The organism is Pseudomonas retamae, from assembly GCF_043496865.1.
Lineage (GTDB): Bacteria > Pseudomonadota > Gammaproteobacteria > Pseudomonadales > Pseudomonadaceae > Aquipseudomonas > Aquipseudomonas retamae.
Map to the genome: position 1 here is coordinate 1 of NZ_JBIEIL010000008.1, position 22379 is coordinate 22379.

The window sequence follows — 22379 nt, forward strand, 5'->3', positions numbered from 1 at the left end:
CTTCAACAACTTCAACCACTTGCGCTTCCGATCTCTCGTCAGCGGGAGGCGAATTCTACAGCGTTACACGCTGCTGTCAACACCTCTTTTTCAACTTCCTTTCGGGCTTCGATGAACTGAAGCCGCCCGCTGCCGAAACCTACATAACTCGTTGAATCTCAAGGAGTTTTCCGTTTCGACTGCGCCGGAAGTGGGGCGAATTATAGGCATCTGAAATTCGCCGTCAACCGTTAATTATACTTTTCTATCGAAAATGGCAAAAACGCATCCTGCATATAGACGTAGCCACCACCAATGCGCAGTATATTGCTCAATACTAAAAACCAGCCTCTCCGCTCTCACCTTTTGGACGATGCCGCGCAATGAATGACCAACCAAGATCGCTTGCCTCCATGCTGTTTCCGGTTGGCCTGCTGTTAATAGCCATGGCTTCGATCCAGTCTGGCGCCTCTCTGGCGAAAAGCATGTTCCCCGTGGTTGGCGCCCAAGGCACCACCACGCTGCGCCTTGTCTTTGCCAGCGTGATCATGTTGTTGATACTGCGACCGTGGCGGGCAAAGCTGACGGGCAAATCGCTACGTACCGTAATCGTCTACGGCATGGCATTGGGCGGCATGAACTTCCTCTTCTATATGTCGTTGCGCACGGTCCCGCTGGGCATTGCCGTTGCCCTTGAATTCACCGGCCCACTTGCAGTAGCTATCTATGCATCTCGCCGGGCAATCGATTTTCTGTGGATCGCCCTCGCCGCGGTTGGTTTGTTCTTGTTGATCCCTACCGGAGCCACCAGCGCCGGGATCGACCTGGTGGGCGCTGGCTACGCACTGGGCGCAGGCATCTGCTGGGCGCTGTACATTCTGTTCGGACAAAAAGCCGGAGCCGATAACGGCGTAACCACCGCCGCGCTAGGGGTGATGATCGCCGCGCTGTTCGTAGCGCCGATCGGCATCGTTCATGCAGGCGCAGCTCTACTGACCCCCTCGTTGATCCCGATCGCTATCGGTGTCGCAATCCTGTCCACCGCCCTGCCCTACACCCTGGAAATGGTTGCACTCACGCGCATGCCGGCGCGTACGTTTGGCACGTTGATGAGCATCGAGCCGGCCTTCGGCGCGCTGTCCGGCCTGTTGTTTCTGCAGGAATTCCTCACGCTGTCACAATGGATGGCCATTCTGTGCATTATTCTGGCTTCCGTCGGCGCCACCATGACCATGGGCAGCGCCGCGAAACCGGCAATCGCGGCCGATTGAATGTGCAAGTGACGAAGGTCTGGCAATTGCGGCGCATTTAGGCCATGTTTAGCCCGGTAACCCAATGTCGGACATGGATTTTTTATACAGGGACGGACAACGCTCAACGCGTAGCGAACACAGGCAGACCCGAGCGACAGACTCGTGGCCGCTATAAGGACGGTAATGAAACGAATTTTGCTATTGATCGCCATCCTGGCAATTGCGGGTTGTGCGGCGACTTCGGAAACTCAAGTCAAACGCGGAAAAAAAGGTCTGCATATCAACTGTTCGGGGCTCTCGTCCTCTTGGGACAAGTGCTACACCAGCGCCGCCAATGCCTGCTTGCCGAAGGGCTACAAGGTGATTGCCAAATCCGGTGACGCCGTCGAAGAGCCCGGCGACTATCCGTTTGGTCTCAACCCTGCCGGCTACACCAGCCGCAGCATGATCGTCATTTGCAAATAGCTCAGCGTGGTTCGGCCATCTGACGGCCAATCTCGTCATGACTGGACTTCAGCACCGCTTGCTGAATGTCCGGCGTGACCAGCATGCGCGCCACCACCAGCGCGCCGACACATTGCGCCAGAATTGACCACGCCAGGCTGTCGCTTTCCAATATCTGAGCCCAGCGCTCATGCAACCGACAAATCCACAATTGTGCTTGCTCGCGCACTTGTACATCCGAGCGGGCAATTTCCGCGCCCAGCGCCGGCAACGCGCAGCCAACTTCAGGCTGCTCGACGTGAGACATGCTCAGATAGTGTTTGAGGCAGCGCTGCAAACGTTCGCGATCCTGCTTACCCTCCCCGCCCAAGCGTTCAAGGCTATGGCTCAACTCGCGTTCGACAATCTCAGTAAACAATTCATCTTTTGATGAGAAGTGGCTGTAAAACGCCGCCCCACTCAAGCCGATCGCCTTCATCAGCGCATCGACGCCGACCGTGGAAAACCCGGAGCGTTTTGCCGACAGCGCACTGCTCTGCAATAACTTCTCTCGGGTTTCCAGCTTGTGACTGGCGGAATAGCGCATGGGATTACCCTCGAATCGACGACCTTGACGTTGCCCGAATCCTAGCATAACGTTCGTTCACTTAACGATCGTTTAATAAAGGGATTCACCCATGAATAACAAGAAGGTCGTATTGGTGGTTGGCGCTGGAGACTCAACGGGCGGAGCGATAGCCAAGCGTTTTGCCCGGGAGGGATTCGTCGCTTGCGTTACCCGGCGTAGCGCCGACAAGTTGCAACCGCTGGTAGACGCAATCAACGCTGAAGGCGGTGAAGCCCACGGTTTCGCCTGCGATGCGCGCAAGGAAGAGGATGTCATCGCACTGATTGAAGACATCGAAACCCGCCTCGGTCCGATCGAAGCCTTTGTCTTCAATATTGGCGCCAACGTGCCCTGCAGCATTCTTGAAGAAACCGCGCGCAAATATTTCAAGATCTGGGAAATGGCCTGCTTCTCGGGCTTCCTCAATGCCCGCGAAGTGGCCAAACGCATGGTTACTCGTCAGCGCGGCACGATTCTGTTCACCGGGGCAACCGCCGGGCTGCGTGGCGCTGCGGGGTTCGCTGCGTTCGCCGGGGCCAAACACGGTATTCGCGCGCTGGCGCAAAGCATGGCGCGGGAGTTGGGACCGATGAACATCCATGTCGCCCACATTGTGGTCGATGGGGCTATCGACACTGACTTCATTCGCACCAGTTTTCCCGAGAAGTACGCCACCAAGGACCAGGACGGCATACTCAACCCCGAACACATTGCCGACAACTATTGGTTTCTGCACAGTCAGCCAAGGGACGCATGGACCTTCGAACTGGATCTGCGCCCGTGGAATGAACGCTGGTAAACCTTCGCCATAACCACTCGTCATAACAATAAGCAGAGAGACGCGATAATGAGCAAAACCGTGGAGTTCTATTTCGACCTCGGCAGCCCGGCCACCTATCTGGCCTACACCCAGTTGCCGAAGATCTGCGCCGAAACCGACAGTGAATTACGCTACATTCCGATGCTGCTTGGCGGCGTGTTCAAGGCGACCGGCAATGCCTCACCGGCGATGATTCCGGCGAAGGGTCGTTACATGTTTCAGGATCTGGACCGCTATGCAAAACGCTACGCAGTGCCGCTGAAATTCAATCCGCACTTTCCGATCAATACGCTGATGCTGATGCGCGCGGTGACGGGCGTTCAGCTTCGTCATCCCGAACGCTTCCAGGCTTTTATCGACTGCCTGTTCAAAGCGCTTTGGGTTGAAGGACGCAGCTTGAATGAGCCAGAAACCGTAGCGGCCGTATTGAGTGAACACGGTTTCGACCCGCAGACAGTGATGGCGTTGGTAAACGACGAAACAGTCAAAGCAGCCCTCAAGGACAATACCGAAACCGCCGTTAAACGCGGTGTTTTCGGCGCACCGAGCATGTTTGTCGGCAACCAGTTGTTCTTCGGACAGGATCGATTGGATTTTGTCGAAGCGGCGTTGCGCCAGCTCTAAAGCAAAGCAAAAACCCGAGCGCTGGCAACAGCGCCCGAGCGTCAATCGCTTAAATGGCCGCGGTCCGCGTGTTCAGCCATTCCAATGCAGCGCCTTCCAGCAATGGGCTTAAACGTTCACGCACCTCGGCGTGATAAGCGTTGAACCATTGCTTTTCCTCTTCCGTCAGCAGAGCAGGCAACAAGCAACGCGTGTCGATCGGGCACAGCGTCAGGGTTTCGAACTCGAGGAATTCACCGAACTCGCTGCTGCCCGCCTCGCGGTTCATCGCCAGGTTTTCGATGCGCACACCCCAACGACCCGGGCGATAGGTGCCCGGCTCGATGGAAGTGATCATCCCCGGCTGCATGGCCGTTTGTGGCGCAGGTGCGGCCTGGTAGGCAATCACTTGCGGACCTTCATGGACATTGAGGAAATAACCAACGCCATGGCCGGTACCATGACCGTAATCGACGTTATCCGCCCAGATCGGCGCACGCGCGATGGCGTCCAGCAGCGGCGAGAGAATACCTTTCGGGAAGCGTGCCCGCGACAGGGCAATCACCCCCTTCAACACCCGCGTGCAATCGCGTTTCTGTTCTTCGGTCGGCGTACCGACGGGCACCATCCGCGTGATATCGGTGGTGCCGCCCAGGTATTGGCCGCCGGAGTCGATCAGCAGCAAGCCATCGCCTTCAATGACCGCATGCTCCTCTTCGGTGGCGTGATAGTGGGGCATGGCGCCGTTGGCATTGAACGCGGCGATGGTGTTGAAACTCAGCGAGACGTAATCAGGACGCCGCTCGCGAGCTGCGGTGAGCTTCTCGTCGATGGTCAATTCGGTAATGCGTTCGCGTCCCCAGGCCGATTCCAGCCAGGCGAAAAACTCGCACAGCGCCGCACCGTCCTGCTCCATTGCCCGTCGAATGTGCTGCGCATCCGCTTCACTTTTCTGTGATTTGGCGAGCGTGGTCGGGTTCAAGCCTTCGACCAGTTTTACCTCGCTGTCGAGGTTGTCCAGCAGGCCGGTGGTCACTCGCGCCGGATCGACCAGCAGGCTTGCGCCCGTCGGAATGTCACGCAGCGCGGCCGCCACTTCGCTGTAGTCGCGCAGCGTCACGCCCTCCTCCTCCAGCACTGCGCGCAAATCCGCGTCGACTTTGCTCAGCGCGACAAACAGCGTCGCTTGCTGTTGACTGATCAACGCAAACGAAACAAACACCGGGTTGAACGACACGTCGCCGCCACGCAGGTTGAACAGCCAGGCAATGTCGTCGAGGGTGGCGATGAAATGCCAGTCCGCCCCGCGCTCCTGCAGGGTTTCGCGCAGTCGGGCGAGTTTTTCGCCACGGCTGATCGTCGCCTGCGGTGGCAGATGCTGATAGATCGGGGCATTCGGCAGGCTCGGGCGGTCGCTCCAGACTTCCTGCAGCAGGTCGATGTCCGTGCGCAAACGCGCACCCCGCGCTTCGAGCTTGCCGCTCAAGGTACGCGCCGATGCCACGGCCATTACCGCGCCATCAACCGCGACCACACCACCTTCCGGGGTTTGCTCGGCCAACCAGTCCAGCGGGCTCGGTTGCCCCGGTTGCATCTTGACCAGTTCGATGCCGCTGCCCTTGAGTTCCTTGGTCGCCTGTTCCCAGTAACGGCTGTCGGCCCAGACCCCGGCGAAATCGGCGGTGACGATGAGCGTGCCGACCGAACCATGGAAACCCGACAACCATTGCCGACCCTGCCAGTAGCCCGGCAGGTATTCCGACAAATGCGGGTCGGCGGACGGCACCAGCAACGCATGGATGCCTTCGCGGCGCATCAGTTCGCGGGTCTGCGCCAGGCGCTGGGGCACCAATCCTTCGGTCGAGGTCTGGGTACTCATCATGTCTCCTGCTAATCACTTCATCGTTATTGTTCGTAGCCGTTTATCCGGCTCGTTTAAAGCCCTGTCGCCCAGAATGCCGGGGCACTGGCGCAAGCGCTCTTGATCAGTTCAACGGCCTTGTCGACATCCCCGGCCGTGGTGAAACGGCCAAGGCTCAAGCGGATGGTGCGGCCGGCCAGACGCGCGTCATGCCCCAACGCCAGCAGTACGTGGGATGGCGCATTGCTTGCCGAATTGCAGGCCGATGTCGCGGAGAAGGCAATCGAGTGGCTCAACGCCGCGCTGTTGAACTCACCTTCGCTGAAGGTCAGGCTCAAGGTGTGCGGAATGCGCTGCGTAGCACAACCATTCAGGCGCACGCCAGGCAGGCTCAGCAACTGATCGAGCAGACGTTGGCGCAGCGCGACGATGGTTGTTTTCTCCTCGTCAAAGGCTTCGGCGGCCAAGGCAAACGCGGCACCCATGCCGGCAATCTGGTGCGTCGCCAGTGTCCCGGAGCGCAGACCGCCTTCATGACCGCCACCGTGAATCTGCGCCTGCAAACGCTGCTGCGCCCGCGGGCCGACGTACAACGCGCCGATGCCTTTGGGGCCGTAGAGTTTGTGCGCGGAAAAGGACATCAGATCAACCGGCCACTGCCCCAGATCGATGGCGATTTTGCCGGCACCCTGCGCGGCATCCACATGAAACAAAGCGCCGCGAGCCCGCACGACTTCGCCAATCGCTTGAACATCATTGGCGGTGCCCAACTCGTTGTTGACCAGCATCAGCGACACCAGAAAAGTGTCGTCGCGCAGCGCTTCACTGACCGCTTGCGCGGTGATCAAACCATTGGCGTCGGGCACCAGATACGTCACGGCGACGCCGCTGTCCTGCAACTGGCGGGCGGTATCGAGGATGGCTTTGTGTTCGATCTGGCTGGTGATGATGTGGCCGCCGGGCACACCGCGCGCCTGCGCCACGCCCTTGAGGGCAAGGTTGTTGGATTCGGTGGCGCCGGAGGTCCAGACGATTTGCTCGGCATCGGCGCCGACCAGTCCGGCGACTTGCCGGCGCGCCTGCTCGACCGTGTGCCGGGCCTGCTGGCCGAAGGCATGGGAGCTGGAGGCCGGGTTACCGAAATTGCCGTGAAACCCCAGACACTCGATCATCACCTGGATGACCCGCTCGTCCACCGGGGTGGTGGCGGCGTAATCGAAATACAACGGACGTGTGTTCATAAAAGACTCGCAGAGCGTGTTCCGGGATCAGGAGGCTCGTGTCTGCAAACGGCACAGCGCAGCCTTGTGAGCTGCGCGTCGGTTCGAGAGCGTCATCAATACCTGATCGGATGCCGTTAAAGAAGGACAACTTCATTTAAAAGTGCGTAGGAACGCTCCTGAAGCCGAGCTTAACAGGCATCCGGCCTGCGGTTGAAGCAATGCGTCAGCTAAAGCTTTCGAGAAGTAACGGGTACAGGGAAATCACCAGCAGCGCGGCCATGCCCCAGTTGAACACGCGCAACCAGCGCGGCTCCTTCAGCACATTGCGCAGCAACGTTCCGCAGGCGGCCCAGACGCCGACGCTGGGCAGGTTGATGATGGCGAACACCGCAGCAATCACCACGACGTTGGTGAAATAGCCCTGCATCGGCGTATAGGTGCTGATCGCGCCAATGGCCATGATCCACGCTTTCGGGTTGACCCATTGAAACGCCGCAGCGCCAAGATAGCTGATCGGCCTGGCCTCGCCTTCGACACTGTCGCCGACCGGCCCCGAGTGGGCGATTTTCCACGCCAGATACAACAGATACGCCGCGCCGACATAACGCAGGATCGTGTAAAGAATCGGATAGTTCTGAAACACCGCGCCCAGGCCAAAACCCACCGCAACGACCAGCACGAAGAAGCCGCAGGTGATGCCGAGCATGTGTGGAATGGTGCGGTTGAAGCCGAAATTCACCCCCGATGCCAACAACATGGTGTTGTTCGGCCCCGGCGTTATCGAGGTGACAAGGGCAAACAGGGCAAAGCCCAGCAGCAGATCAAGCGAGAGGGTCATAGCGGGCAGTCCGTCAGGGTCATTCATAGGTAGACCCTATCCCACTGCGCCCGCCCGGCCCACGGACAGTTACGGAAAACTTGCAGCAGTACAGTTGCTATTCAGCTTGGGCGACCGTGCAGCTGTACGGCACGCTCGGCGCTCATCTCGCCTTGCTGATCGAAACCGTAGGATTTCTGCGGCTGCCCCAACAGTGCGGCTTTTTTCGCGTGGTATTCGTCGAAGGACAGGCCGCTGCGGTTCAGCGCTTCCAGCGCCAGTTCGCGGGATTCTTCGGCGGTGTAAGGGCGCAATTCCGGCGCGACGTGGCCGGCACATCCGGCGAGTACGGAAACAGCGAGCAGCAGCGAAACAGTCAGTAAACGATTCATGGGAGCGTCCTGGCGAGCAGTGTTGGTCGATGTAGAAAGGCTACGCCGCGGCAGGCTCGCGCAGAAATCAACGCTCTCAATAGTGGCTATCAGTAATTCGCCACGAACAGTAATGAATCGCCAAATCGGCCTAACCGAGCAACCGGCAATGCAGCGCGTCATCGTGGCTGCGGGCGATGCTGCTGAGCACCTGGAATGAATTGAAGCTGATGGTTTTCGCCCGATGACGGCGAATCAGCTGCCAGAAATCCTGCTCACCAGTCTCGAAACTGCGAAACGCCGCTTCCCCCGCCTCACGGGTCTGCCATTGCAGAAACCCCAGCACGCGCCGGCCATCATCGCTGGCTTGCACGCTGGCGCTGACGAAGCCGGCATAACGCTGGGCCAGGCGTTCGGTTTGTAGCGCCAGCTCCGCCACCAGGGCTGGCTGCTGCACCGGTTCGATTTCGAATTCGATCAACTGCGTGAAGCTGCGGTTTTGCGCGGATGCTTGCATGGTGTCCCCACTTATCGTCAGGCGAATCTTGCGACTCGAAGGCCAGCAGGGTAAAACCTCCAGTTAAGTCAAGGTCAAGAGCTGTTTCGATGATCAGTAAAGAACAGGTGCGTAAACCGTTGACCGTCGGGGAAGTGGCGGCGCGCAGCGGTGTCGCGGTCACCGCGCTGCATTTTTACGAAACCAAAGGCTTGATCAAGAGCCAGCGCAACGCGGGCAATCAGCGCCGCTATGGGCGTGAGGTGCTGCGCCGGGTGGCGCTGATCAAAGTGGCGCAGCGCCTGGGCATTCCATTGGCGCAGATTGGCGACGCGCTGCAAATGCTCCCTGACGATCGCGCGCCGACCGCAGCCGACTGGAAGATTCTCTCCGAGCGCTGGCGCAAGGAGTTGGATGAGCGTATCGAACAGTTGCTGTTACTGCGCGACCGCCTCGACGGCTGCATCGGTTGCGGGTGTTTATCGATGGAGGCCTGCCCGCTGCGCAATCACGGCGATGTGCTTGGTGAACAGGGGCCCGGGCCACATTTCCCCAACGATTGACGGCTCGTCGGGCCAAACTCTGCACCGCGCCGAGCGTTCTATAGTGATTTCTCCACCCATCCGGTGAGAGCAATTTCGTAGAACAAAATCAGGGAGAACGTCATGAGCGTCAAACCCATTCCCGAGGGGTATCACAGCATTACCCCGTACCTGGGCATTCACAAAGCCGCCGAGGCCATCGATTTCTATAGAAAAGCCTTCAACGCCACCGAGGTCATGCGCCTGGCCATGCCCGACGGCTCCATCGGGCACGCCGAGCTGCGCATCGGCGACAGCGCGATCATGCTCGGCTCGCCGTGTGATCAGGGTCCGTTGAGCAATCCGGATCAAGCGGTTTCGGTCGGTTTGCATCTGTATGTGACCGATGTTGATCAATCGTTTCAACAGGCGCTGGATGCCGGGGCGACGACGGTGTCAGAGGTCAAGGATCAGTTCTACGGCGATCGCAGCGGGACGTTGAAGGATCCCTATGGGCATCTGTGGTTTCTGGCTACGCGCAAGGAGGATTTGACTGAAGAACAGATCAGGCAGCGGGCGATGGAGATGTTCCAGCAGAGTTAAATTATTGGGTGTCTGGCTGGCCCCTTCGCGAGCAGGCTCACTCCTACACTTGGAATGCATTTCAACTGTAGGAGTGAGCCTGCTCGCGATAGCGCCGGCAAAGGGAATTCAAAACTCCCTGAACACAGTTCATGAACCTGCTCACCACGCTTTAGCCCTTGCCACACACTCCGGACGATTTCAGGATGCATCCAACAAGAACCCTGAAAGAAGGACCAGCCCGATGTTTGCCGGATTTTGCAAAGACCAGCGTCACGTCAACGGCGTCGACATTGCTTACCGCATCGGTGGCAGCGGCCCGGGATTATTGCTGCTGCATGGCCACCCGCAGACCCATGTGATCTGGCACAAGATCGCCGAACCGCTGGCCGAGCATTTCACCGTGGTCGCCGCCGACCTGCGCGGTTATGGCGACAGTAGCCGTCCGCCGGCGGATGACGCGCACAGCAATTATTCGAAACGGCAAATGGCTCGCGACAATGTCGAGTTGATGCAGTCGCTGGGTTTTGCGCAGTTCTCGATCCTCGCTCACGATCGCGGCGCCCGGGTCGCGCATCGTCTGGCGCTCGACCACGCCGAAGCCGTGCAACGCATGATGCTGCTGGACATCGCGCCGACCCTGTCAATGTACGCGCAAACCAACGAAGCCTTCGCCCGCGCGTATTGGCACTGGTTCTTCCTGATCCGCCCGGCGCCACTGCCGGAAACTCTGATCGAAGCCGATCCCGAAGGCTATCTGCGCAGTGTCATGGGCAGTCGCAGTGCCGGGTTCAAGCCGTTCACCGATGAGGCGTTTGGCGAATACCTGCGTTGCCTGCAACAACCGGGCAGTGCCCGCGGCCTCTGCGAGGATTACCGCGCCAGCGCGAGCATCGATCTGGAGCATGATCGCGCCGATATCGCCGCCGGGCATCGGTTGAATCTGTCGTTGCGCGTGCTGTGGGGCGCCGAAGGCACGGTCGGGCGCTGTTTCGATCCGCTCAAGGAGTGGCAACAGGTAGCCGCCGATGTCAGCGGTAAAGCCTTGCCCGCCGGCCATTACATCGCCGAAGAAGTCCCCGAATTGCTGCTGGCCGAAGCGCTGGCGTTTCTGCGCTGAGCCGCGCCTGCACAACGCGGTGCTATGCTGGCGGCTTGTGCCGCCAGTATCCGTTTTGCCATGTCCCGGAATAAAGACGCCTTGCCCCTGCCCGAAGACCTGCGTGTGTTGCTCACGGTGATTCGCAAGAACGGCTTCGCGGCCGCGGCGGATGAGTTGGGGCTGTCACCGGCCTATGTCAGCAAACGCATCCAGATTCTCGAAAGCACTCTCGGCACGCGCCTGCTGCACCGCACCAGCCGTCGCGTGTCCCTGACCGAGGACGGCGAGCGCGTGCAACGTTGGGCGCTGCGCATTCTCGATGACTTTCAGCAATTGCACGACGAATTGTCCGACGCCCACGCCAGTCCGCGTGGGCGTCTGCACATCTGCAGCAGCTTCGGCTTCGGCCGCAATCACGTGGCGCCAGCGGTGTCGCTCTTGGCGGAACGCTATCCACAGTTGGAGATTCGTCTCGACCTGTTTGACCGGGTGGTGAATATCATCGACGAAGGCTTCGATCTGGAAATTCGCGTGGGCGATGACCTTCCCGGCCAGCACATCGGCCGCAGTCTGGTCAGTAATCGCCGCGTGCTGTGCGCCGCCCCCGCGTACCTGCAACGCCGCGGAACACCGCAGACCCTCGAAGACCTGCAAGCGCATGATTGCCTGGTGATCAAGGAGCGCGACAACGCCTTCGGCATTTGGAATCTGGAGGGAGACAACGGCGCGGAAGACGTGCGGGTCAGCGGCCCATTGTCGCTCGAACAACGGCGAGATCGTCCTGCAATGGGCGCTGGATGGGCGTGGAATCTTGCTGCGTTCCTTATGGGACGTGAAACCGCTGCTGGAGCAAGGCCGCCTGGTGCAGGTGCTCGATGCTTACAGCCAGAGCGCCAACGTCTGGGCGGTGTACCCGACGCGCCTGGCGCATTCGGGGAAATTGCGCGCGTGCGTGGAGTTCTTGCAGGAGCATTTCAAAGGCCTGTCGCTGTAGGCCGAAACAACACAACCCCGTGTAGGAGTGAGCCTGCTCGCGATAGCGGTGTGTCAGATACAGCAACTCTGAATGATCAACCGCTATCGCGAGCAGGCTCACTCCTACACGGGGATTATTGGTGGGTCAGGAAAGCCACGGGTTGTTAGCCAGATGCTCGCGCTCGAACGCCTCGATCTGCTCGCGCCGCTGCAAGGTGCTGCCGATCGCATCGAGCCCCAGCAACAATGCGCTTTTGCGCAAGGTGTCGATCTCGAAATCCACAACCGAGCCATCGGCCAGGCTGATCTGCTGCGCCTCAAGGTCAATGCTGATCCGCGCCGTTTCCGGCTGCCCGACGAGCCGCCCTATCCGCTGCACCTGGGCCTCTTCCAGAGTGATCAACAACACGCCATTGCGCTGACAATTGTCATAGAAGATTCCGGCGAAACTGCTGCCGATCAGCGCGCGGATGCCCATTTGCTGCAACCCCCACACCGCATGTTCACGGCTGGAGCCGCAGCCAAAATTAGGCCCGACAACCAGAAAATTGGCGCCCTGCCACGCCGGTTGGTTGAGCACAAAATCGGGGTCGGGACGGCCATCGCGCAGAAAGCGCAGATCGAAAAACAACCCGCGATCCAGGCCCAAGCGATCAATGCCTTTGAGGAACTGCTTGGGCATGATCACGTCGGTGTCGATATTGGCCGCCAGCAACGGCGCGGCCTGGCCACTGACTTGCTTGAAGGGTTGCAGGCTCATGGGCGTTCTCCAAAATCGCGGACATCGGTGAGTCGGCCACTGATCGCCGCGGCGGCGACCATCGCCGGGCTCATCAGATGGGTGCGCGCGCCGGTGCCCTGACGGCCTTCAAAATTGCGGTTGGTGCTGGAGGCACAGCGGTCGCCGGGCGCGAGCACATCGTCGTTCATCGCCAGACACATCGAGCAACCGGACTGGCGCCATTCGAAACCGGCGTCGATAAAGATCCGCGCCAGCCCTTCCGCCTCCGCCTGGGCGCGGACTTCGCTGGAACCGGGCACGATCATCGCCCGCACGTGCCCGGCCACTTGCCGGCCGTCGACGATTCGGGCGGCGTCACGCAAGTCTTCGATACGCGCATTGGTGCACGAGCCAATAAAGGCGTGGCTGATGGCGATCTCGCTGAGCGCCATGCCCGCTTCGAGCCCCATGTAGCTCAGGGCGCGGCGCATGTCCTGACGCAGGATCGGATCGCTGATCGCTTGCGGGTCCGGTACGCGCGCGCCGATGGCGGCGGCCTGATCGGGACTGGTGCCCCAGGTGACCATCGGCTCGAGGACGCTGGCATCGAGGTGGATCTCGCGGTCAAACACCGCGCCCGGATCACTGCGCAGTTCGCGCCACTTTTCCAAGCCCTGCTCCCACAACGCGCCAACCGGCGCCCTTGGTTTGCCCTTGAGGTAGGCGAACACCTTGTCATCCGGCGCCATGAACGCTCCGCGTGCGCCGGCCTCGACCGCCATGTTACAGATGGTCATGCGCGCCTCAACGCTCAAGGCGTCGATGGTCGAGCCGCAGAACTCGATCGCGTAACCGCTGGCCCCGGAAGCGCCGATCCGGCCGATGAGCGCCATGATCACGTCTTTGGAGGTCAGGCCCGGCGGCAGCGCGCCGTCGATGGTTACGCGCAAGGTTTTCAGACACTTGTAGATCAGCGTCTGTGACGCCAGCAGGTGCTCGATCTCAGAGGTGCCAATGCCGAAACCGAACGCACCGAGGGCGCCGTAGGTCGTGGTGTGGCTGTCGCCAGCGGCAATCACCATGCCCGGCAGAATAAAGCCCTGCTCCGGGGCGATCACATGTTCGATGCCCTGGCGCTTGTCGAGGATGTCGAGTAATTCGATGCCGAAGTCCCGGCAGTTTTCTGCCAGATACGACACTTGCCGGGCGCCCCCCGCGTCGGGCATGGCGGCAATGCGCAGCGGTGCGGTCGGGTTGACGTGATCGACCACTGCCAGCGCCGTGCCCGGCCGCCACACCTTGCGCCCGGCAGCGCGCAAACCACTGAAGGCCTGCGGGCTGGTGTATTCGTTGATCACCTGGCGATCGATATAGAGCAGGACATGGCCCTGATCGTCGAGACGGCACACCGTGTGCGAATCGATGTGTTTGACATAGAGGGTTCTGGCGGTCATCACGGGGCGCTCACTGAGGAATCCGGTGATACCCATCATAGGGAGCATGCGCGGGCCATCAATTGGCAGAGGGTGATGGCGTCGTTCATGAAGCGTGTTCGATCCCGACACACCAAAATTTTCCCACAGGGGACTTCTTGTGCATGAGGCGAAACGCGAAACATTTTCTTTCATATCGTTTATCGGGATTTGCCGCGCTCGTCCGTCTTATATAGATGCGGGCCGGCCGCGTAGGCAAAAGCCACGGCCGGACCTTCCAGGGAAACAGCGCTGCGAAGCCCGTAGTCATGCCCCTTTCACCGGAAAACAAGACGCACAACCATGTCGAAGAAATCCCGTTCCAAACTGTGGTTCCTGGTGCATAGCTGGCTCGCTTTGCCCATCTGGTTTTTTGTGCTGATCGTTTGTGTCACCGGCACGCTGGCGGTGGTCAGCCAGGAAATCGTCTGGCTGGCCAACCCGCAGATGCGCGCCAGCCAGCCGGCAGACGATGCGCCACGACTCAGCTACGACCAGATTCTGGCCGCGATCAAGCAAGCCGAACCGCAAACCGTAGTGCAGCGCATCAGCCGGCCCGATGAGTCGCATTTTGCCCTCGACGTTAACGTCAGCTACCCCGACGGGCGTTCGCAGACCGTTTACGTCAATCCCTATACCGGGGTCATTCAGGGCGGCGCGCCGGACTTCAACTTCAAGGCCTTCACCCGTGCGCTGCATGGCTGGTGGCTGGTGCCGTTTACCAACGGATTCAGCTGGGGCTGGTATCTGGTGTCGTTCCTCGGTTTGCCGTTGCTGGCTTCGTTGATCACCGGGCTGGTGGTCTATAAACGCTTCTGGAAAGGCTTCTTCAGCCCGACTCTGCGTTTTCGCCACGGTGCACGGATCTTCTGGGGCGATTTCCACCGCCTCAGCGGCATCTGGTCGATCTGGTTCATCGCAGTAATCTCGATCACCGGCATCTGGTTCCTGATCGAAGCGCTGCTGTTCGACAATCACATTTCCATTTCCAGCGAGCCGGTCATTCCGGCGATGGCCCGTGAAGCGGTGCCGATCTCCGCCGACGGCACACCACCGCCGCGCATCAGCCTCGACCGCGCGATTGAAGTCGCACAGCAGAAAATCCCCGGCCTGGAAGTCAGCTTCGTCAGCCTGCCGGGCAATGCCTACAGCCATATGAACCTCGGTGGCCGTGGCTGGTATCCGCTGATGTTCCAGTCCGCCACGCTCAACCCGTTCAACGGTGATCTGGCCGCTTCGCGGCTGTTGTCCGATCGCACTGCGCTGGAGTTCGTCACCGAATCCATGCGCCCCCTGCACACCGGCGACTTCGGTGGGTTATGGATCAAGCTGATCTGGTTCTTCTTCGGTCTGGTGCTGAGCATGATGGTGCTCAGCGGCCTGTTGATCTGGACCAAACGCACTGCGCTGGCCACCGCCAATGCGCTCAAGCGTGAATCGAAGAAAACCCGCGTGACGGCGCAACCGGCCATCAATCGTGAACCTGCGGAGGTCAACCCGTGAGCAAGTCCATTGCGGCACCGCATCCCTCGCGCCTGAGCCGGTTCTGGCATAAATGGCGCTTCCACATCAACGTTCTGCTGTTGCTGATTCCGCTGGGCTTCATGCCCAAATACTTCGCCGATGCCGCGCTGTTTCGCGGCGATATCGGTCTGGGGGAGCGCGAAGTCGGCGAGATCGCCGTCGGCCCGTGGAGCCTGCGCCTGGCCGAGTTACGCAACGAAGCGCCACGCCTCGAAGGCCCGGCCGGCTACATGAAAGGTTTCAACGCTGCGCTCTGTGATACCTGCATCAACCAGGTCAAGGCCACCTACCTGCGGATCGGCAAACCGCGCAGCCTGCGCGCAGCCGGCGCGCTGTTTTTCGGCACCCCCTATCGCATGGGCGCGCAATTGCCGGTGCCAGAAAAAACCAAGGCCGATGCCGAACTGTGGATCACCATGGAAGGCTGGGACGGCAGCATGCACCAGGCCTCTATCCCCCTGAGCCAGGCCTCGCCCGCCACCCTCGACTGGCTGAACAAACAAGGAGCCCGACCATGACTCGCTTTCAATGTGCTTCGCGCCTGCATTTCAACGCGGCGTTGCTGGTACTGAGCGCTGCTTTCAGCACTGGCGCACTGGCGCATAACCCGATGTGCGAATGCAAAGCCATCGACGCCGAACAGATCAAATGCACCGGCGGCTTCTCCGACGGCAGCGGCGCTCCGGGGGTGACCCTCGATGTGATCGGCTACGACGAAACGATCCTGGTGCCGGGCAAGCTCGGTGCCGATTCGACTCTGACGTTCAAAAAGCCCGGCGCCGAATTCTACGTACTGTTCGACGCCGGCCCCGGCCATGTGGTCGAAATCGACCAAGCGGATATCCAGGCCCCATGAGTACGCCAACCACGCAAGTCGTGCGACCGGCCGGCGCCGGCCATGAAACCCTGAATGTCTTGCTGCTGTGCCTGTTGATTCTGGCGGTCGCCGCTTCCGTGGTGGCCTGGCGTGGGGTGTCCCATGAGCCGGAGCCGGTGGCCAGCAATCAGCTCGACGCCCGCCGCGACCTCACCGCATCCGAACAAGGCATCTATGCCGACCTGCGCGTGACCCTCGATGAAATCCGTCTGCTGCGTGAAGAACAGCAAGCGCTGCCGACGCCGCAACATCTGGCCGACGAAGGGTTTGCGCCGTTTGCCCGCGATGCCAGTTCGATCAGCCGTGGCGGGCATGCCTGGCAACTGCTCGGCGACACCGCCTACTTCGGTCACAGCCAGTCGAGCAGCGTCGCCGGTTCGTTCCTGATGCGCCTGAGTAGCGATGACCAGGCGGCGCCAGACATCTGGCTCAACCGTGGCGGGGATCTTCAAACACCGGCCGAATTGTCCGACGCGGCCCTCGCCGCCGCTGGCTGGAAACAGATTGTCGCGCAATACGATGCCGGGGTAACCCGCGAACATCGCCATTGATGCCTCGCCCATTTTCAAGAGAAGACTGCTTGCTCATGTCCATTTCATTACCTCGCCGTCCGTTGCTGCGTTCGTTTCTGCTTGGCCTCTGCGCCTGCCTGCTCAGCCCGCTGGTCAGCGCCGATCAGGCCAAGCGCCTGCGGATCGGCATCACCCTGCACCCGTATTACAGCTATGTGGCGAATATCGTCGGCGACAAGGCCGAAGTGGTGCCGCTGATTCCTGCCGGTTTCAACCCGCACGCCTACGAGCCGCGCGCCGAGGACATCAAGCGCATCAGCGGGCTGGATGTGATCGTGCTCAACGGCGTCGGCCATGACGACTTCGCCGACCGCATGATCGCCGCCAGCGAAACGCCGAACATCAAGACTATCGAAGCCAACGAAAACGTACCGCTGCTGGCGGCCACCGGGGTGGCCGCGCGCGGTGCCGGCAAGGTGGTTAATCCACACACGTTCCTGTCGATCAGCGCGTCCATCGCCCAGGTCAACAACATCGCTCGCGAACTGGGCAAACTCGACCCGGACAACGCCAAGACCTACACGCAGAACGCCCGCGCCTATGGCAAACGCCTGCGAAAGATGCGCGCCGACGCCCTGGCGAAACTGACCCAGGCACCCAACGCCGAATTGCGCGTCGCCACGGTTCACGCGGCCTATGACTATCTGCTGCGCGAATTCGGCCTGGAAGTCACCGCGGTGGTCGAACCGGCCCACGGCATCGAGCCGAGCCCGAGTCAGTTGAAAAAGACCATCGACCAACTGCGCGAGCTGGACGTGAAAGTGATCTTCTCGGAGATGGATTTCCCGTCCACTTACGTCGACACCATTCAGCGTGAGTCGGGGGTGAAGCTGTATCCGCTGTCGCACATTTCCTACGGCGAATACACCGCCGACAAATACGAGAAGGAAATGACCGGCAACCTCAACACCGTGGTGCGGGCGATTCAGGAGTCTGGCGCATGACTTCCAGGGAAACGATCTCCAATCCACTTGAGTCCCCTGTGGGAGCGAGCCTGCTCGCTAAAGCGCCGGGCCAGCCGACATCTGTGGTGAATGACACGCCGCATTCGCGAGCAGGCTCGCTCCCACAACGGGTAAGCGGGCCGACTCTGGATTTTGCGGAAGTCTCACTGACGCTGGGCCGCACGACCATTCTCGACAAGGTCACTTTTGAGGTGCAGCCCGGCAGCGTGCATGCGCTGGTCGGTCCGAACGGCGGCGGCAAGAGTTCGCTGATCAAGACCTTGCTTGGGCAAATGCCCCATCAGGGCCAACTCAGTCTGCGGTGGCCCGGCGCGCCCGGCACCATCGGTTACGTGCCGCAGGCGCTGGAGTTCGATCGTGGTTTGCCGATAACGGTCGACGATTTCATGGCGGCGATGTGTCAGCGCCGCCCGGCCTTTCTCGGTTTGAGCAAGCGCTACGCCGCCGCCATCGGTGAGGCGCTGGAGCGCGTCGGCATGCAGGACAAGCGCAAGCGGCGCATGGGCGCACTGTCCGGTGGCGAACGCCAGCGCGTGCTGCTCGCGCAGGGGCTGATTCCGGCGCCGCAATTGCTGGTGCTGGACGAACCGATGTCGGCCCTCGATGAGGCGGGGATTCAAGTGTTCGAACGCCTGCTCGGCGACTGGCGCGCGGCGGGTATCACGGTGCTGTGGATCGAGCACGATCTGGAAGCGGTCGGCCGGCTGGCTGATCGAGTTACCGGGCTCAACCGTCGCGTGTTGTTCGACGCCACGCCGCAACAGGCACTGACCCCGGAACGGCTGCTCAGCCTGTTTTCCACCCATCCGCGGAGTGCTGCCTGATGAGTTACGAAGCCTTTCGTTTGATGGTCCAAGGCTGGGCCTCTTCGGGTTATCTACCGGAAGCGCTGGCCTACGGATTCGTGGTCAATGCGCTGCTCGCCGGCTTGCTGATCGGTCCGGTGCTCGGCGGCCTTGGCACGCTGGTGGTGGTCAAGCGCTTCGCATTTTTCTCCGAAGCCGTCGGCCACGCGGCGCTGACCGGCGTGGCCATCGGCATTCTGCTCGGCGAACCTTACACCGGCCCCTATGGCGCCCTGTTCGGCTACTGCCTGCTGTTCGGCATCCTGCTCAACTATCTGCGCAACCGCACCGGTCTAGCGCCGGACACGTTGATCGGTGTGTTCCTCTCGGTATCGCTGGCGCTGGGGGCAAGTCTGCTGCTGATTCTCGCCGGCAAGATCAACGTGCACATTCTCGAGAACGTGCTGTTCGGTTCAGTGCTGACGGTCAACGGCAACGACATTGCCGTGTTGGCGATTGTCGGCTCGCTGGTCATGGCCCTGGCGTTGCCGTTGTACAACCGCATCATGCTCGCCAGTTTCAACCCGCAACTGGCGGCGGTGCGCGGCGTCGCAGTGAAGACTCTCGACTATCTGTTCGTGATTCTGGTGACCCTGATCACCGTGGCGGCAGTGAAGGTCATCGGCGCAATTCTGGTCGGTGCCTTGTTGGTGATTCCGGCCGCTGCCGCCCGCTTGCTCAGCCAATCGCTCAAGGGCTTTTTCTGGTGTTCGGTGCTGATCGCCACGGTCAGCACGCTGTGCGGGATTCTCGCGCCGATCGTGTTCGATCTGCCGATTCCGTCCGGCGCCGCGATCATTCTGGTCGCCGGCATCGCCTTCGCCCTCGCCGCCATTGCTCGCGGCGTTGTCCCCAGCCTGAAAGGGAATCTTGGATAAATGATCTTATCGTTGCGAAAAATGACCATGGCCCTGGCCCTGTGCGGCATGGTTAGCACCCCGTTATTGGCCGCCGAAAGCGCCAAGCCGCTGCGGGTCCTGGCTTCGCTGCCGATTACCTATGGTCTGGGTGAGGTTCTGCTCAAGGGCACGGATGTCAGTCTTGAACGCGCGGCACCGGCGAACCTGCCCGGTAGCCGGCAGAGCGCCTACTTCACCGGGCGTGGCGCGCCGGCGCTGAGCAAACTGGCCAGCGATGCCGACGCGGTGATCGGCGTGCGCTCGCTGTGGCCGGATGATCAGCTGTACCCGATCGCCCGGCGCAGCAATATCCGCATCGTCGAAGTCGACGCAGCGCGCCCGGTCGACGGCGCCCTGCCCGGCATTGCCGTGCAGCCAGATCTCAAAGTCGATGGTTTGAACAGCCAGCCATGGCTGGCGAGCAACAACATGGGGCGCATGGCCGATGTGATGGCCGCCGATCTGGTGCGTCTGGCACCGGCCGCGAAAGCGAAAATCGAGACGAATCTGGCGACGCTGAAACAACGTCTGCTCAAGCTCAGCGCCGACAGCGAGGCGCGCCTGGCACGTGCCGACAACCTTAGCGTGATGAGTTTGAGCGATCACTTCGGCTATCTGATCGGCAGCCTCAATCTGGAACTGCTCGGTCAGGATGCGCGGCCGGATGCCGAATGGACGGCTGAGGAACTGAAGAAGCTTACCGCGATCCTCAAGGACAACGACGTCGCCGTCGTGCTGCATCATCGTCAGCCATCGGAAGCGGTGACGGCGGCGATTACCGAATCGGGCAGCCGCTTGCTGGTATTGAGCACTGATGCAGTGGATCCGGTGGCGGAACTGGAAGGCAATGTGGATGCGCTGATCAAAGGGTTGAGCGGAGCGTAACTTCAGTCGGACCGGATTATCGTTCATCGCCAGCAGGCTGGCTCCCACAAGGGTTGTGTTCAGCGATAATCCCCTGTGGGAGCTAGCCTGCTAGCGATGAGGCCAGCCCTGATGGCACAAAATCCAGCCATGAAAAAACCCGCTGCCCCTTAAAGGTTCAGCGGGTTTCTTTTGCCCTGGATTTACTGGGCAGCCGCTTGCGCATCCATTTTCTGGCGCAGGCTCAGTGGGCGCATATCGGTCCAGACTTCCTCGATGTAGGCCAGGCATTCCTTCTTCAGGCCGCTCTTGCCCACGGTGCGCCAGCCCTCTGGCACGGCTTTGTAATCTGGCCAGATCGAGTATTGCTCTTCATGGTTGACCACGACTTGAAAGAGGATGTCCTCGCGGTCGAATACTGACGTCATGCTGCTTCTCCATCGCTGTAAGGGTGGGCCGCACGCGCGGTGCAGCCGGGTATGTAGAAAGAACGTTCGGCGCGGCAAAAAATTTACAGCGCCGTCGTCGCCGCAGCCAAAGCGCGGCCGAAGATCTCGGCGACGCGGTCGATTTCAGCGGCAGTGATAACCAACGGCGGCAGGAACCGCACCACCGCGCCATGCCGCCCGCCCAACTCAAGGATCAGGCCACGCTTGAGGCATTCGCGCTGCACCAGTGGCGCGAGACGGGCAAATGCCGGCGGATGGCCAAGCGCATCCATCGCGCCACTGGGGTCGACCAGTTCGACGCCAAGCATCAGGCCGCGGCCGCGGATATCGCCCAGTTGCGGGAAGTCGCGTTGAAGGATGTGCAGGTGCTCGCTGAGCCGCGCGCCCATCGCTTCGGCGTGTTCGCACAACTTGTGTTCGAGCAGATAACGCATCACCGCAGAACCGGCCGCCATGGCCATCTGATTGCCGCGAAAGGTGCCGGCGTGAGCGCCCGGCTGCCAGGTGTCGAGCCAGTCGCGATAGACCACCACCGCCAGCGGCAGGCTGCCGCCAATGGCTTTGGACAGCACCATCACATCCGGAATGATGCCGGCGTGTTCGAAGGCAAACATTTTGCCGGTGCGGGCAAAACCGCTCTGGATCTCGTCGACGATCAACGCCACCCCAGCCTGCTCGGTGATCCGCCGCAGCCCGCGCAGCCATTCGACATCCGCCGGAATCACCCCGCCCTCGCCCTGCACTGCTTCAACGATGACCGCAGCGGGCAATTGCACGCCGGCTTCGGGGTCGTTGAGCAGGTTTTCCAGATAACTCAGGTTGGCTTTGACTCCCGCCGCGCCGCCGAGGCCGAACGGGCAACGGTAGTCATACGGAAACGGCATGAACTGCACGCCGGTGCTGAGCAAGGCGCCCAGCGGTTTTTTCGGGCCCAGGCTGCCCATCAGACTCAAAGCGCCCTGACTCATGCCGTGATAACCACCGGAAAACGACAGCACCGTGCTGCGCCCCGTGGCCGTGCGTACCAGTTTCAGCGCGGCTTCCACCGCGTCGGTGCCGGTCGGGCCGCAGAACTGGATTTTCGCTTCACCGGCGAGTGCCGGCGGCAGCAGACCGAACAGGTCCTGGACGAACTGATCCTTGACCGGCGTGGTCAGGTCAAGGGTATGCAGTGGCAGTTCATCGGCCAGCACCTGCTGGATCGCCTCGATCACCACCGGGTGATTGTGCCCCAGCGCCAGCGTACCGGCACCGGCCAGACAGTCGATGAAGCGGCGTCCCTCGACGTCTTCGACATACAGCCCCCTGGCACGCTTGAGTGCCAGCGGAATGCGCCGCGGATAGCTGCGTGCATTGGACTCCTGTTGCGCCTGGCGCGCGAGCAGTGGCGATTCGTCGAACTGGTACAACGTTTCGGCAGGCGCCGGGGTAACCCGCGCCGACGACTCTTCGATAAGGCTGGTGGCGACTGACATTTCTCGACCCCTTGATTGGCAATGCATAGCGACCCAAAACAGCACACCGGACAGGTGCGCAT

General features: G+C 60.9%; 25 protein-coding genes and 1 pseudogene. 16 read left to right on the forward strand and 10 right to left on the reverse strand.

Annotation, left to right across the window (positions count from 1 at the left end):
• The first annotated feature begins 362 nt into the window (after positions 1-362).
• Both rhtA and ACGSLL_RS16520 read left to right on the forward strand, forming a co-directional pair.
• Positions 363-1250: a threonine/homoserine exporter RhtA gene (rhtA, locus tag ACGSLL_RS16515; RefSeq protein ID WP_394507145.1), complete on the forward strand. Its 888-nt coding sequence runs from the start codon at positions 363-365 to the stop codon at positions 1248-1250.
• A gap of 165 nt (positions 1251-1415) precedes the next feature.
• Complete coding sequence (locus ACGSLL_RS16520) at positions 1416-1697, forward strand: hypothetical protein (protein WP_208940378.1); 282 nt, start codon at positions 1416-1418, stop codon at positions 1695-1697.
• A 1-nt stretch (position 1698) separates the two neighbouring features.
• On the opposite strand, the gene ACGSLL_RS16525 is transcribed toward ACGSLL_RS16520, so the two are convergent.
• Positions 1699-2262 (reverse strand): TetR/AcrR family transcriptional regulator, encoded by a 564-nt coding sequence (locus ACGSLL_RS16525; RefSeq protein WP_394507146.1) that lies wholly within the window; start codon positions 2260-2262, stop codon positions 1699-1701.
• 91 nt (positions 2263-2353) lie between these two features.
• Here ACGSLL_RS16525 and ACGSLL_RS16530 point away from each other — a divergent pair, with 91 nt between their 5' ends.
• Positions 2354-3082 (forward strand): SDR family oxidoreductase, encoded by a 729-nt coding sequence (locus ACGSLL_RS16530; RefSeq protein WP_336357181.1) that lies wholly within the window; start codon positions 2354-2356, stop codon positions 3080-3082.
• Positions 3083-3130: 48 nt separating this feature from the next.
• The gene (locus ACGSLL_RS16535) at positions 3131-3727 is read left to right on the forward strand and encodes a 2-hydroxychromene-2-carboxylate isomerase (RefSeq protein WP_394507147.1); all 597 of its coding nucleotides are present in this window, start codon (positions 3131-3133) and stop codon (positions 3725-3727) included.
• Positions 3728-3776: 49 nt separating this feature from the next.
• On the opposite strand, the gene ACGSLL_RS16540 is transcribed toward ACGSLL_RS16535, so the two are convergent.
• The 5 genes from ACGSLL_RS16540 to ACGSLL_RS16560 form a co-directional block, all read right to left on the reverse strand.
• Positions 3777-5585: an aminopeptidase P family protein gene (locus ACGSLL_RS16540; protein WP_394507148.1), complete on the reverse strand. Its 1809-nt coding sequence runs from the start codon at positions 5583-5585 to the stop codon at positions 3777-3779.
• Positions 5586-5641: 56 nt separating this feature from the next.
• Positions 5642-6808 (reverse strand): aminotransferase class V-fold PLP-dependent enzyme, encoded by a 1167-nt coding sequence (locus ACGSLL_RS16545; protein ID WP_394507149.1) that lies wholly within the window; start codon positions 6806-6808, stop codon positions 5642-5644.
• A gap of 205 nt (positions 6809-7013) precedes the next feature.
• Complete coding sequence (locus tag ACGSLL_RS16550) at positions 7014-7628, reverse strand: LysE family translocator (protein ID WP_208940372.1); 615 nt, start codon at positions 7626-7628, stop codon at positions 7014-7016.
• Between the two features lie 101 nt (positions 7629-7729).
• Complete coding sequence (locus ACGSLL_RS16555) at positions 7730-7999, reverse strand: hypothetical protein (protein ID WP_090284800.1); 270 nt, start codon at positions 7997-7999, stop codon at positions 7730-7732.
• 130 nt (positions 8000-8129) lie between these two features.
• Positions 8130-8495 carry an antibiotic biosynthesis monooxygenase gene (locus ACGSLL_RS16560; RefSeq protein WP_394507150.1) on the reverse strand — a complete coding sequence of 122 codons (366 nt, stop codon included), beginning with the start codon at positions 8493-8495 and terminating at the stop codon, positions 8130-8132.
• An 89-nt stretch (positions 8496-8584) separates the two neighbouring features.
• Here ACGSLL_RS16560 and soxR point away from each other — a divergent pair, with 89 nt between their 5' ends.
• The 4 genes and pseudogenes from soxR to ACGSLL_RS16580 all read left to right on the forward strand — a co-directional run bounded on the left by soxR (position 8585) and on the right by ACGSLL_RS16580 (position 11673).
• Positions 8585-9037 carry a redox-sensitive transcriptional activator SoxR gene (soxR, locus tag ACGSLL_RS16565; protein WP_093099831.1) on the forward strand — a complete coding sequence of 151 codons (453 nt, stop codon included), beginning with the start codon at positions 8585-8587 and terminating at the stop codon, positions 9035-9037.
• A gap of 102 nt (positions 9038-9139) precedes the next feature.
• Positions 9140-9598 carry a VOC family protein gene (locus ACGSLL_RS16570; RefSeq protein WP_394507151.1) on the forward strand — a complete coding sequence of 153 codons (459 nt, stop codon included), beginning with the start codon at positions 9140-9142 and terminating at the stop codon, positions 9596-9598.
• Positions 9599-9821: 223 nt separating this feature from the next.
• Positions 9822-10697 (forward strand): alpha/beta fold hydrolase, encoded by an 876-nt coding sequence (locus tag ACGSLL_RS16575; protein WP_394507152.1) that lies wholly within the window; start codon positions 9822-9824, stop codon positions 10695-10697.
• Positions 10698-10721: 24 nt separating this feature from the next.
• Positions 10722-11673, forward strand: a pseudogene (locus ACGSLL_RS16580) (LysR substrate-binding domain-containing protein).
• 126 nt (positions 11674-11799) lie between these two features.
• On the opposite strand, the gene leuD reads toward ACGSLL_RS16580, so the two are convergent.
• Both leuD and leuC read right to left on the reverse strand, forming a co-directional pair.
• A complete protein-coding gene (gene leuD, locus ACGSLL_RS16585; protein WP_394507153.1) occupies positions 11800-12414 on the reverse strand; it encodes a 3-isopropylmalate dehydratase small subunit in 615 nt (204 codons plus the stop codon).
• Entirely contained in the window at positions 12411-13829 is a 1419-nt protein-coding gene (leuC, locus tag ACGSLL_RS16590; protein ID WP_394507154.1) for a 3-isopropylmalate dehydratase large subunit, read from the reverse strand. The genes leuD and leuC overlap by 4 nt, the downstream gene beginning before the upstream one ends.
• A gap of 321 nt (positions 13830-14150) precedes the next feature.
• Between leuC and ACGSLL_RS16595 the strand changes: the two genes are divergently transcribed.
• The 8 genes from ACGSLL_RS16595 to ACGSLL_RS16630 are packed head-to-tail and all read left to right on the forward strand — an operon-like array spanning position 14151 to position 20414.
• A complete protein-coding gene (locus ACGSLL_RS16595; RefSeq protein ID WP_394507155.1) occupies positions 14151-15350 on the forward strand; it encodes a PepSY-associated TM helix domain-containing protein in 1200 nt (399 codons plus the stop codon).
• Positions 15347-15889, forward strand: a complete 543-nt coding sequence (locus ACGSLL_RS16600) for a thiamine pyrophosphate-binding protein (protein WP_394507156.1) — start codon at positions 15347-15349, stop codon at positions 15887-15889. Before ACGSLL_RS16595 ends, ACGSLL_RS16600 begins: the two co-directional genes overlap by 4 nt.
• Complete coding sequence (locus tag ACGSLL_RS16605; RefSeq protein ID WP_394507157.1) at positions 15886-16227, forward strand: hypothetical protein; 342 nt, start codon at positions 15886-15888, stop codon at positions 16225-16227. Before ACGSLL_RS16600 ends, ACGSLL_RS16605 begins: the two co-directional genes overlap by 4 nt.
• Positions 16224-16799 carry a DUF6162 family protein gene (locus ACGSLL_RS16610; RefSeq protein ID WP_394507158.1) on the forward strand — a complete coding sequence of 192 codons (576 nt, stop codon included), beginning with the start codon at positions 16224-16226 and terminating at the stop codon, positions 16797-16799. Before ACGSLL_RS16605 ends, ACGSLL_RS16610 begins: the two co-directional genes overlap by 4 nt.
• A 35-nt stretch (positions 16800-16834) precedes the next feature.
• Complete coding sequence (locus ACGSLL_RS16615) at positions 16835-17764, forward strand: metal ABC transporter substrate-binding protein (protein WP_394507159.1); 930 nt, start codon at positions 16835-16837, stop codon at positions 17762-17764.
• Entirely contained in the window at positions 17761-18609 is an 849-nt protein-coding gene (locus ACGSLL_RS16620; protein ID WP_394507160.1) for a metal ABC transporter ATP-binding protein, read from the forward strand. The genes ACGSLL_RS16615 and ACGSLL_RS16620 overlap by 4 nt, the downstream gene beginning before the upstream one ends.
• Entirely contained in the window at positions 18609-19508 is a 900-nt protein-coding gene (locus tag ACGSLL_RS16625; protein ID WP_258448503.1) for a metal ABC transporter permease, read from the forward strand. The genes ACGSLL_RS16620 and ACGSLL_RS16625 overlap by 1 nt, the downstream gene beginning before the upstream one ends.
• Positions 19509-20414 carry a metal ABC transporter substrate-binding protein gene (locus ACGSLL_RS16630; protein ID WP_394507161.1) on the forward strand — a complete coding sequence of 302 codons (906 nt, stop codon included), beginning with the start codon at positions 19509-19511 and terminating at the stop codon, positions 20412-20414. It begins immediately after the preceding gene.
• A gap of 182 nt (positions 20415-20596) precedes the next feature.
• Here ACGSLL_RS16630 and ACGSLL_RS16635 read toward each other — a convergent pair whose 3' ends face one another.
• Together ACGSLL_RS16635 and ACGSLL_RS16640 are read right to left on the reverse strand one after the other, a co-directional pair.
• Complete coding sequence (locus ACGSLL_RS16635; protein WP_064120196.1) at positions 20597-20821, reverse strand: MbtH family protein; 225 nt, start codon at positions 20819-20821, stop codon at positions 20597-20599.
• Between the two features lie 83 nt (positions 20822-20904).
• Positions 20905-22317, reverse strand: a complete 1413-nt coding sequence (locus ACGSLL_RS16640; RefSeq protein WP_394507162.1) for an aspartate aminotransferase family protein — start codon at positions 22315-22317, stop codon at positions 20905-20907.
• Positions 22318-22379 lie beyond the last annotated feature (62 nt).

Excerpts from the sequence above, each read along its gene's own strand:
- rhtA (WP_394507145.1), top strand. The coding sequence starts at position 363 with ATGAATGACCAACCAAGATCGCTTGCCTCCATGCTGTTTCCGGTTGGC.
- ACGSLL_RS16520 (WP_208940378.1), top strand. The coding sequence starts at position 1,416 with ATGAAACGAATTTTGCTATTGATCGCCATCCTGGCAATTGCGGGTTGT.
- ACGSLL_RS16525 (WP_394507146.1), bottom strand. The coding sequence starts at position 2,262 with ATGCGCTATTCCGCCAGTCACAAGCTGGAAACCCGAGAGAAGTTATTG.
- ACGSLL_RS16530 (WP_336357181.1), top strand. The coding sequence starts at position 2,354 with ATGAATAACAAGAAGGTCGTATTGGTGGTTGGCGCTGGAGACTCAACG.
- ACGSLL_RS16535 (WP_394507147.1), top strand. The coding sequence starts at position 3,131 with ATGAGCAAAACCGTGGAGTTCTATTTCGACCTCGGCAGCCCGGCCACC.
- ACGSLL_RS16540 (WP_394507148.1), bottom strand. The coding sequence starts at position 5,585 with ATGAGTACCCAGACCTCGACCGAAGGATTGGTGCCCCAGCGCCTGGCG.
- ACGSLL_RS16545 (WP_394507149.1), bottom strand. The coding sequence starts at position 6,808 with ATGAACACACGTCCGTTGTATTTCGATTACGCCGCCACCACCCCGGTG.
- ACGSLL_RS16550 (WP_208940372.1), bottom strand. The coding sequence starts at position 7,628 with ATGACCCTCTCGCTTGATCTGCTGCTGGGCTTTGCCCTGTTTGCCCTT.
- ACGSLL_RS16555 (WP_090284800.1), bottom strand. The coding sequence starts at position 7,999 with ATGAATCGTTTACTGACTGTTTCGCTGCTGCTCGCTGTTTCCGTACTC.
- ACGSLL_RS16560 (WP_394507150.1), bottom strand. The coding sequence starts at position 8,495 with ATGCAAGCATCCGCGCAAAACCGCAGCTTCACGCAGTTGATCGAATTC.
- soxR (WP_093099831.1), top strand. The coding sequence starts at position 8,585 with ATGATCAGTAAAGAACAGGTGCGTAAACCGTTGACCGTCGGGGAAGTG.
- ACGSLL_RS16570 (WP_394507151.1), top strand. The coding sequence starts at position 9,140 with ATGAGCGTCAAACCCATTCCCGAGGGGTATCACAGCATTACCCCGTAC.
- ACGSLL_RS16575 (WP_394507152.1), top strand. The coding sequence starts at position 9,822 with ATGTTTGCCGGATTTTGCAAAGACCAGCGTCACGTCAACGGCGTCGAC.
- leuD (WP_394507153.1), bottom strand. The coding sequence starts at position 12,414 with ATGAGCCTGCAACCCTTCAAGCAAGTCAGTGGCCAGGCCGCGCCGTTG.
- leuC (WP_394507154.1), bottom strand. The coding sequence starts at position 13,829 with ATGACCGCCAGAACCCTCTATGTCAAACACATCGATTCGCACACGGTG.
- ACGSLL_RS16595 (WP_394507155.1), top strand. The coding sequence starts at position 14,151 with ATGTCGAAGAAATCCCGTTCCAAACTGTGGTTCCTGGTGCATAGCTGG.
- ACGSLL_RS16605 (WP_394507157.1), top strand. The coding sequence starts at position 15,886 with ATGACTCGCTTTCAATGTGCTTCGCGCCTGCATTTCAACGCGGCGTTG.
- ACGSLL_RS16610 (WP_394507158.1), top strand. The coding sequence starts at position 16,224 with ATGAGTACGCCAACCACGCAAGTCGTGCGACCGGCCGGCGCCGGCCAT.
- ACGSLL_RS16615 (WP_394507159.1), top strand. The coding sequence starts at position 16,835 with ATGTCCATTTCATTACCTCGCCGTCCGTTGCTGCGTTCGTTTCTGCTT.
- ACGSLL_RS16620 (WP_394507160.1), top strand. The coding sequence starts at position 17,761 with ATGACTTCCAGGGAAACGATCTCCAATCCACTTGAGTCCCCTGTGGGA.
- ACGSLL_RS16625 (WP_258448503.1), top strand. The coding sequence starts at position 18,609 with ATGAGTTACGAAGCCTTTCGTTTGATGGTCCAAGGCTGGGCCTCTTCG.
- ACGSLL_RS16630 (WP_394507161.1), top strand. The coding sequence starts at position 19,509 with ATGATCTTATCGTTGCGAAAAATGACCATGGCCCTGGCCCTGTGCGGC.
- ACGSLL_RS16635 (WP_064120196.1), bottom strand. The coding sequence starts at position 20,821 with ATGACGTCAGTATTCGACCGCGAGGACATCCTCTTTCAAGTCGTGGTC.
- ACGSLL_RS16640 (WP_394507162.1), bottom strand. The coding sequence starts at position 22,317 with ATGTCAGTCGCCACCAGCCTTATCGAAGAGTCGTCGGCGCGGGTTACC.